Raw genomic sequence first — 9017 nt, 5'->3', positions numbered from 1 at the left:
GTCGGTCGCCATGGCTCCGCCATGACTCCCTCCTCCGCCTTGCGATTCACGGCACCGGACCCCGCTCACTGATCCGACCTGATCCGAACGAAAGGTCCCATCCCGACCACCGCACGCCGCCCCGCCATCCCCGCGGCGTGCCCACCCGCACCCACATACCTGACCCACATGGAGGCCATGCGGTGAACACCCTGCCGCAGCAGCTGGCCAACGGGCTGTTCCTCGGCTCGATGTACGGGCTGATCGCCATCGGCTACACGATGGTGTACGGCATCGTCCAGCTCATCAACTTCGCCCACGGCGAGATATTCATGACCGGAGGATTCGGGGCACTCACCGTCTGGCTCTGGCTCCCCCATGGCATATCCATGTGGATAGCCGTCCCGCTCATGCTCGTCGGCGGAGCCATCGTCGCCGTCCTCATCGCCGTGGGAGCCGAACGCTTCGCCTACCGGCCCCTGCGCGGCGCGCCACGGCTCGCCCCGCTCATCACCGCCATCGGTCTGTCCCTCGCTCTCCAGCAGGTCGTCTTCAACCTCTACCCCAACGCCAAGTCCAACCGCTCCTTCCCCCAACTCCCCTTCGGGCCCTACCACCTCGGCTCCATCAGCATCCAGAGCGGTGACATCTTCCTCATCGCCGCCGGCGTCGTCTGCATGACCGCGCTCGCGTTCTTCGTCAGGACCTCCCGCACCGGCCGCGCCATGCAGGCCACCGCCCAGGACCCCGACACCGCACGGCTCATGGGCATCAACACCGACCGCATCATCGTGGTCGCCTTCGCCATCGGCGGCCTCTTCGCCGCCGTCGCCGGCATCTCCTACGGCTTCAAATACGGCAACGTCGACTACTCCATGGGCTTCCAGGCCGGACTCAAGGCCTTCACCGCCGCCGTCCTCGGCGGCATCGGCAACATCTACGGCGCGATGCTCGGCGGCGTCGTCCTCGGCCTCGCCGAAGCCATGGCCACCGCGTACATCTCCGACATCCCCGGCATGGAACAGTTCGGCGGCCAGGCCTGGGCATCCGTCTGGGCGTTCGTACTGCTCATCCTCGTACTCCTGCTGAGACCACAAGGACTCCTCGGCGAACGCGTCGCGGACAGGGCGTGAGAACCATGACCACCACAACCACCACAGGGAACACCGCGACCCCGGCCGCCGAGCCCCGCCGCCCCGGCCTCCTGGGCCTGCCCGAAGCCGCCGCCGACACGATCGTCCTCATCGGCGGCGCCGCCACCATCGTCTCCGCGTTCATGTCGTGGACCTGGACCAGCGACTTCCCCGGCGACCTCACCGTCTACGGCTACCCCGCGGGCCTCCAGATCATCGCCATCGTCGGCGGCCTCCTCACCGTCCTGTTCGCCCTCGGCCGCAAGAACATCCGCGGCCTCGGCTGGCTCAACCCCGCCCGCGCCACCAACCCGGTGTTCCTCGCCGCGGTCTCCGCCTTCGTCGTCACCTGGTTCACCGCCATCGCGATCTCCGTCGACCTCGGCGGCCTCGTCAACCTCGACCCCGGCGCCTACGTCGCCGTCGTCGGAGGCCTCCTCGCCGTCCTCGGAGCCCTCGCACTCCCCCGCGACGGCGACGGCTTCAAGGCGTACTTCACCAAGCCCGACCACCTCCCGAGGCCCGCGCTCCCCGCGGCCTGGCTCCAGCGCGTCATCATCACCCTCTGCGCCGCGCTGGCCCTCGTCGCCTTCAGCTACGGCATCGGCATCGACGACGACGACAGCGAGACCTTCATCGGCTTCGCGCTCCTCGTCATCTTCGCCGCCTGGGCACTCACCGCCGCGGGACTCTTCGAGCGGTTCTCCGAACTCAACGCCCGCCACAAGGGGTTCGGCACCGGCATGGCGTTCCTCGCCGCCGTCGCCTTCCCCTTCACCCAGAGCGACGACCACAACGCCAACCTCGGCGTCAACATCCTCATCTTCGGCACCGTCGCCCTCGGCCTCAACATCGTCGTCGGCCTCACCGGCCTCCTCGACCTCGGCTACGTCGCCTTCCTCGGCGTCGGCGCCTACGCCGCGGCCCTCGTCTCCGGCAGCCAGTACTCCAGCATCCACCTCCAATTCCCGTTCTGGGCCGCCGCCCTCACCGGCATGGCCGCCTCACTCGTCTTCGGCGTCCTCATCGGCGCACCCACCCTCCGGCTCCGCGGCGACTACCTCGCCATCGTCACCCTCGGATTCGGAGAGATCTTCCGCATCGCCGTCAACAACCTCGACGGCAGCTCAGGCCCCGACGTCACCAACGGGCCCAACGGCATCTCCAACATCCCCGACCTCAACCTCTTCGGGTTCAACTTCGGGACGGCGCACGACCTCGGCGGCTTCACCATCGGCCGCTTCGCCAACTACTTCTTCCTGATGCTGCTGTTCACCGCGATCGTCGTGTTCGTCTTCAAGCGCGCCGCGGACTCCCGCATCGGCCGCTCCTGGGTCGCCATCCGCGAAGACGAGACAGCCGCCACCGCCATGGGCATCAACGGCTTCCGCGTGAAACTCATCGCCTTCGCCCTCGGCGCCACCCTCGCGGGCCTCGCCGGCACCGTCAGCGCCCACGTCACCTACAGCGTCGTACCCACGCCGTACCAGTTCGCCGGAGCGGCCCCGCCCAACTCCGCGTTCCTCCTCGCCGCCGTCGTCCTCGGCGGCATGGGCACCGTCGGCGGCCCCATCCTCGGCGCCGTCCTCCTCTACCTCATCCCCGAGAAGCTCGGCTTCCTCCAGAACTACGAACTCCTCGCCTTCGGCGTCGCGCTCGTCGTCCTCATGCGCTTCCGCCCCGAAGGCATCATCCCCAACCGGCGCCGCCAGCTCGAATTCCACGAAACCGGCCAACTCGACGTCCCCGAGGACGGACTCTCCGCGGGCACCGTCGGCGTCACGAAGGCGGAGGCATAACCACCATGAGCACCACCGCCGCCCCCGCCGCACCGGCCGCCACCACCGTCCTCAACGCCACCGACGTCACCATGCGCTTCGGCGGCCTCACCGCCGTACGCTCCGTCGGACTCACCGTCCACAGCGGAGAGATCGTCGGCCTCATCGGCCCCAACGGCGCCGGAAAGACCACGTTCTTCAACTGCCTCACCGGCCTCTACGTCCCCACCGAGGGCAAGGTCACCTACAAAGGCAGCGTCCTCCCGCCCAAACCCCACCTCGTCACCAAAGCGGGCATCGCCCGCACCTTCCAGAACATCCGGCTCTTCGCCAACATGACCGTCCTCGAAAACGTCCTCATCGGACGCCACACACGCACCAAAGAAGGCCTCTGGTCGGCCATCCTCCGCGGCCCCGGCTTCCGCAAGGCGGAAGCAGCCTCACGCGCCCGCGCCATGGAACTCCTCGCCTTCACCGGCCTCGACCACAAAGCCGACCACCTCGCCCGCAACCTCCCCTACGGCGAACAGCGCAAGCTCGAAATCGCCCGCGCACTCGCCAGCGACCCCGGCCTCCTGCTCCTCGACGAGCCCACCGCCGGAATGAACCCGCAAGAGACCCGCGCGACCGAAGAACTCGTCTTCGCCATCCGCGACCAGGGCATCGCCGTCCTCGTCATCGAGCACGACATGCGGTTCATCTTCAACCTCTGCGACCGCGTCGCCTGCCTCGTCCAAGGCGAAAAACTCGTCGAAGGCACCCCCGCGGTCGTCCAGGCCGACGAACGCGTCGTCGCCGCCTACCTCGGCACACCCTACGAAGACACCACCGCCGAGACCGGCACCGAGACCCAAGCCACCGACGGAGACCACCAGTGACCGCACTCCTGGAGGTCGAAGACCTCAAAGTCGCCTACGGCAAGATCGAAGCCGTCAAAGGCATCAGCTTCACCGTCGAAGCCGGCCAGGTCGTCACCCTCATCGGCACCAACGGCGCCGGCAAGACCACCACCCTGCGCACCCTCTCCGGCCTCCTCAAGCCGTCCGGCGGACGCATCACCTTCGACGGGAAACCACTCTCCGGAGTCCCCGCGCACAAGATCGTCGCGCTCGGCCTCGCCCACTCCCCCGAAGGCCGCCACATCTTCCCCCGGCTCACCATCGCGGAGAACCTCCTCCTCGGCGCCTTCCTCCGCAGCGACAGAGCAGGCATCGAGAAGGACGTCCAGCGCGCCTACGAACTCTTCCCCATCCTGGGCGAACGAAGGAAACAGGCCGCAGGCACCCTCTCCGGCGGCGAACAGCAGATGCTCGCCATGGGCCGCGCCCTCATGTCCCAGCCCAAACTGCTCATGCTCGACGAACCCTCCATGGGCCTCAGCCCGATCATGATGCAGAAGATCATGGCGACCATCGCAGAACTCAAGGCAGGCGGCACCACCATCCTGCTCGTCGAGCAGAACGCCCAAGCGGCGCTCTCCCTCGCCGACCAGGGACACGTCATGGAAATCGGCAACATCGTCCTGTCCGGCACCGGCCAGGACCTCCTCCACGACGAATCCGTCCGCAAGGCCTACCTCGGCGAGGACTGAAACCCCCGCCGCTCCCGGCACGCGAAGAGGCCCGCCCCGGAAACCACCCGGGACGGGCCTCGCCGCACCACCGGCCTACTTGCTCTTCTTCTCCTCGGCGTCCTGAATGACCGCCTCCGCGACCTGCTGCATCGACAGCCGCCGATCCATCGACGTCTTCTGAATCCACCGGAACGCCGCCGGCTCCGTCAGCCCGTACTGCGTCTGCAGAACCGACTTCGCCCGGTCGACCAGCTTCCGCGTCTCCAGCCGCTGCGTGAGATCCGCGACCTCCTGCTCCAGCGCCCGCAACTCCGTGAACCGCGACACCGCCATCTCGATCGCCGGCACCACGTCCGACTTGCTGAACGGCTTCACCAGATACGCCATCGCCCCGGCGTCCCGCGCACGCTCCACCAGATCGCGCTGCGAGAAGGCCGTCAGCATCAGCACCGGCGCGATCGACTCCTCGGCGATGCGCTCCGCCGCGGAGATCCCGTCGAGCACCGGCATCTTCACATCCAGGATCACCAGATCCGGCCGGTGCTCCCGCGCGAGCTCCACGGCCCGCTCACCGTCCCCGGCCTCACCGACGACGGAATAGCCCTCCTCTTCGAGCATCTCTTTGAGGTCAAGACGGATCAGCGCCTCGTCCTCGGCGATGACGACGCGCGTCGTCAGCGGCGGAACGTGCGACGTGTCATCGTCTTCGGCGGGCTGTGGCGAGTCGGGGGTGGTCACGGGGCTCCTCGATTCACGGCGGGGTACTGCTCCCCCATGAGCCTACCGATCTGCGATAAGGTGAGACTCGGTGGGGCCCCGCAGCCCCTGTGTTTCCAAGGCCCCAGTACTCCAATCGGTCAGAGAGGCCGCTCTCAAACAGCGGACAGTGTGGGTTCGAATCCCACCTGGGGCACTTTCCTTCATTTCGAAGGTCAGCCCTCTCGGGCTTATCGCCCACTCGATCGGGCGAATCTCCTCACTTCCCGTCCGGCGTCGGGGTCACTCTCCAAAAATCGACCCCATGTACGACATGCAGACGCGTACCCGCGTCCTCACCCTCGTCGGCCAGGGCCTCAGCCTCAACGCGGTCAGCAAGCAGACCGGCGTGTCCCGTGCGGCCATCCGCTCCTGGCAGACGCGGCCCGAGCCCCGGCCGCGCCTGTCCGCACAGACCGCACCATGCTTCCGCTGCGCACCGCTCCCGGCCCAGCCCCAGGACCCCGCCGCCTACGCGTATCTCCTCGGCCTCTACCTGGGCGACGGCTGCATCAGCCCGCAGAAGCGGGGCTACAGCTTACGCATTTTCTGCGCCGACGCCTGGCCGGGACTGATCGCACTGTGCCGGGAAGCCGTCCGGGCCGTGCGCCCCGCGAACGGCGTGTGGATCACGCAGCGGCAGGGGTGCGTCGAGGTGGGCAGCTACGACCGCCACTGGCCCTGCCTCTTCCCCCAGCACGGCCCCGGCAAGAAGTACGAGCGGCGCATCGTCCTCGAAGAGTGGCAGCAGCTGATCATGGACGCGCACCCCTGGGAGTTCATCCGGGGGCTGGTGCACTCCGACGGATGCCGCATCACCAACTGGACCACGCGCGCCGTCGCCGGCGTCCGCAAGCGGTACGAGTATCCGCGGTACTTCTTCACGAACCGGTCAGCCGACGTGCTGCGTCTCTACACCGACACCCTCGACCGCGTCGGCGTCGAGTGGAAGTCCTGCAACCAGAGCCGCAGCGTGGAGAACATCTCCGTGGCCCGACGGGCGTCCGTCGCGTTGATGGACGCCCGGGTCGGGCCGAAGTGCTGAACCGGCCGGCCTACTTGGGGCTGTCGTCCTCGCCGATGTGGTGGACGCGGACCATGTTGGTCGTGCCGGCGACGCCGGGCGGGCTGCCTGCCGTGATGACGACGATGTCGCCCCGCTCGCAGCGGCCGAGGGACAGCAGCATCTCATCGACCTGTTCGACCATCGCGTCGGTGGATTCCACCCGCGGGCCGAGGAAGGTCTCGACGCCCCAGACCATGTTGAGCTGCGCCTGGGTGGTGGGGTCGGGGGTGAAGGCCAGCAGGGGGATGGGCGAACGGTAGCGGGAGAGGCGTTTGACGGTGTCGCCGGTCTGGGTGAAGGCGACGAGGAACCTGGCACCGAGGAAGTCGCCCATCTCGGCGGCGGCACGGGTGACGGCGCCGCCCTGGGTGCGGGGCTTGCTGCTGTTCGTGAGCGGCGGGAGTCCCTTGGCGAGGATGTCCTCCTCGGCCGCTTCCACGATGCGCGCCATGGTGCGGACGGTTTCCTCGGGGTGTTTGCCGACGCTGGTCTCGCCGGAGAGCATGACGGCGTCGGTGCCGTCGAAGACGGCGTTCGCGACGTCGGAGGCTTCGGCGCGGGTGGGGCGGGAGTTCTCGATCATCGAGTCGAGCATCTGCGTGGCGACGATGACGGGCTTGGCGTTCCGCCTGCTGAGTTTGATGGTGCGCTTTTGGACGATGGGGACTTCTTCGAGGGGCATTTCGACGCCGAGGTCGCCGCGGGCGACCATGATGCCGTCGAAGGCGGCGACGATGGCGTCGATGTTCTGGACGGCTTGCGGCTTCTCGACCTTGGCGATGACGGGGCGCCGTACGCCTTCTTCGTCCATGATCCGGTGGACGGGTTCGATGTCGTGCCCGTTGCGTACGAAGGACAGGGCGATGGCGTCGGCGCCGGCGCGCAGGGCCCAGCGGAGGTCTTCGACGTCCTTTTCCGAGAGTGCGGGGACGGAGACGGCGACGCCGGGGAGGTTGAGGCCCTTGTGGTCGGAGACCATGCCGCCTTCGATGACGGTGGTGGTGACGCGGGGGCCGTCGACGGCGGTGACTTCGAGGGTGACTTTCCCGTCGTCGACGAGGATGCGTTCACCGGTGGTGACGTCGGCGGCGAGGCCCTGGTAGGTGGTGGAGGAGGTGTGGCGGTCGCCGTCGCACGGTTCGACGGTGATGGTGAAGGTGTCGCCGCGTTCAAGCAGTACGGGGCCTTCGCGGAATCGGCCGAGCCGGATCTTCGGACCTTGAAGGTCGGCGAGGATTCCGACGCTTCGGCCGGCTTCTTCGGCGGCCTTGCGTACGCGCTGGAAGCGGTCCTCGTGGTCGGCGTAGGTGCCGTGGCTGAGGTTGAGGCGTGCGATGTTCATTCCGGCTTCGACCAGTGCTTTGATCTGGTCGTAGGAGTCGGTCGCGGGGCCCAGGGTACAGACGATTTTCGCTCGGCGCATACCACTGAGCGTAAACCTTACCGACTGGTAGGGGTTTGGGGTGGCATGACTACTCAACAACCTTTGCATGAAAGGTTGTTGCTGGGTGTCGAAGTGTGCGGGAGGCCGCTCTGATGAGCATGGCGGCGGTGGTTTCGGTTACGCTCTGTCGATGGTTCCGTGTACGGGAGCGATGCGGGGCGGGGCCAGTCGCCTCGGCCGGGGGGGGGGCCCGGCGGGGGCCCGGCGCACCGCTCCGACGTTCGGACAGTCGAGCCTCTGGAACGGGCCCGCACCGCCGGACGACGGCCGGTCAGTAGGTGGCGAGGATCTGTTCGGTCTTGAAGGCGTTCTGCGGGATGAGCCAGCCGCGGGAGTTGAGCGCGTTCACGAGGTCGTCGCGCAGGTCGACGGCCGAGGACAGGGTGGAGGCGTCGGCGCTGACTTCGGCCCAGTAGCCGCTGCCGCCGGGAGCGTCGTGCATCGGTGTGATCTGGAGTTCGACGGTGTGGCCCGCGAGGCTTCCGGGGTAGTCGGTCTGGACGACGGGGCCGTAGATGTGGGCTCCGGCGAGGATGTTCTTGGCGAAGTCCTTGGAGCCGAGGTCTTCGAGCTTGCCGGGCAGGTCGCCCACGACGTCGTCGCGCGCGTCGGCGGCGCTGGGGAGCTTTCCGCTGCCGAGGCCGTCGGCGTCGGCCTTCTTGTCGTCGGAGAAGTCGAGGGTGGCCTTGTTGTAGCTGAGGTCGACCTGGGCGTCGTAGTCTTCCTCGTCCGCGTCGAAGGAGTCGTCGGCGGCCTGGTCGAGGGCGTCGTCGAGGGCGTCGGCTTCGGTGCCGTCGCCCGCGATGGCGTAGCGCTTCTTGTAGGTCTCCTTGACCTTGTCGTCGTCATCGTCGTGGCGGACGCGGACGCTCCAGCCCTCGTTCTCCAGTTGGAGGCTGCTGGAGTCGAGGTATTCGGCGGCTTCGACGCCGGACGACGCACCGAGGCTGAGGGCGGTCGTCGTGGCGGGGAGCGGGGAGCCCGTCGTTCCGAGGGTCGTGGCGGGGTCGAGGAGCAGTTTGACCTGGAAGCTGGGGTCCGCGGTGTCGGCGGCGTGGGCCGGGACCGCCCAGGCGGCGGCGAGGGCGGCGGTCGCGGTGACGACGCCGAGCCGGAGCCGGCGGCGGTCGGTGCGGGGACGGGCGGAGGTGTTCCGGTGCGCACGGGTCATGCCGTGATCGAAGCGATCACCGGGAAACGCCTCGCCACGCGCTCCCCAATTCCCGCTGAACACTCGTCAGTTCGCGGCGGGGCGCTGGAGGTTCCTGCGACGCCGGGGTGCCTGGGC

At 68.1% G+C, this 9017-nt stretch carries 8 protein-coding genes and 1 tRNA gene; 6 read left to right on the top strand and 3 right to left on the bottom strand.

From position 1 onward, the window contains the following. Positions 1–182: 182 nt before the first annotated feature. The 4 genes from LCE31_RS31640 to LCE31_RS31625 are packed head-to-tail and all read left to right on the top strand — an operon-like array spanning position 183 to position 4481. Complete coding sequence (locus tag LCE31_RS31640) at positions 183–1112, top strand: branched-chain amino acid ABC transporter permease (RefSeq protein WP_225020490.1); 930 nt, start codon at positions 183–185, stop codon at positions 1110–1112. Positions 1113–1117: 5 nt separating this feature from the next. Continuing rightward, positions 1118–2911 carry a branched-chain amino acid ABC transporter permease gene (locus LCE31_RS31635; RefSeq protein ID WP_225020488.1) on the top strand — a complete coding sequence of 598 codons (1794 nt, stop codon included), beginning with the start codon at positions 1118–1120 and terminating at the stop codon, positions 2909–2911. A 5-nt stretch (positions 2912–2916) separates the two neighbouring features. Then, positions 2917–3768 (top strand): ABC transporter ATP-binding protein, encoded by an 852-nt coding sequence (locus tag LCE31_RS31630; protein ID WP_225020486.1) that lies wholly within the window; start codon positions 2917–2919, stop codon positions 3766–3768. After that, positions 3765–4481, top strand: a complete 717-nt coding sequence (locus LCE31_RS31625; RefSeq protein ID WP_225020484.1) for an ABC transporter ATP-binding protein — start codon at positions 3765–3767, stop codon at positions 4479–4481. Before LCE31_RS31630 ends, LCE31_RS31625 begins: the two co-directional genes overlap by 4 nt. Positions 4482–4556: 75 nt before the next feature. Here LCE31_RS31625 and LCE31_RS31620 read toward each other — a convergent pair whose 3' ends face one another. Then, a complete protein-coding gene (locus LCE31_RS31620) occupies positions 4557–5201 on the bottom strand; it encodes an ANTAR domain-containing response regulator (RefSeq protein ID WP_225020482.1) in 645 nt (214 codons plus the stop codon). 100 nt (positions 5202–5301) lie between these two features. Here LCE31_RS31620 and LCE31_RS31615 point away from each other — a divergent pair. Both LCE31_RS31615 and LCE31_RS31610 read left to right on the top strand, forming a co-directional pair. Next, positions 5302–5376 (top strand) — tRNA-Leu (locus LCE31_RS31615). Positions 5377–5484: 108 nt separating this feature from the next. Next, complete coding sequence (locus tag LCE31_RS31610) at positions 5485–6264, top strand: transcriptional regulator (RefSeq protein ID WP_225020480.1); 780 nt, start codon at positions 5485–5487, stop codon at positions 6262–6264. A 10-nt stretch (positions 6265–6274) separates the two neighbouring features. Here LCE31_RS31610 and pyk read toward each other — a convergent pair whose 3' ends face one another. Further along, a complete protein-coding gene (gene pyk, locus LCE31_RS31605; protein ID WP_225020478.1) occupies positions 6275–7708 on the bottom strand; it encodes a pyruvate kinase in 1434 nt (477 codons plus the stop codon). Positions 7709–8000: 292 nt separating this feature from the next. Next, on the bottom strand, positions 8001–8900 hold the full coding sequence (locus LCE31_RS31600) for a hypothetical protein (RefSeq protein WP_225020477.1): 900 nt from the start codon (positions 8898–8900) through the stop codon (positions 8001–8003). Positions 8901–9017: the final 117 nt, after the last annotated feature.

Source organism: Streptomyces sp. 8L (assembly GCF_020176795.1).
Taxonomy (GTDB): domain Bacteria; phylum Actinomycetota; class Actinomycetes; order Streptomycetales; family Streptomycetaceae; genus Streptomyces.
The sequence above is the reverse complement of the archived record's forward strand: the minus strand, read 5'-3'. Positions and strand labels throughout refer to the sequence as shown.

Coding starts and splice junctions, on each gene's coding strand:
- LCE31_RS31630 (WP_225020486.1), top strand. CDS start 2,917: ATGAGCACCACCGCCGCCCCCGCCGCACCGGCCGCCACCACCGTCCTC.
- LCE31_RS31635 (WP_225020488.1), top strand. CDS start 1,118: ATGACCACCACAACCACCACAGGGAACACCGCGACCCCGGCCGCCGAG.
- pyk (WP_225020478.1), bottom strand. CDS start 7,708: ATGCGCCGAGCGAAAATCGTCTGTACCCTGGGCCCCGCGACCGACTCC.
- LCE31_RS31600 (WP_225020477.1), bottom strand. CDS start 8,900: ATGACCCGTGCGCACCGGAACACCTCCGCCCGTCCCCGCACCGACCGC.
- LCE31_RS31610 (WP_225020480.1), top strand. CDS start 5,485: ATGTACGACATGCAGACGCGTACCCGCGTCCTCACCCTCGTCGGCCAG.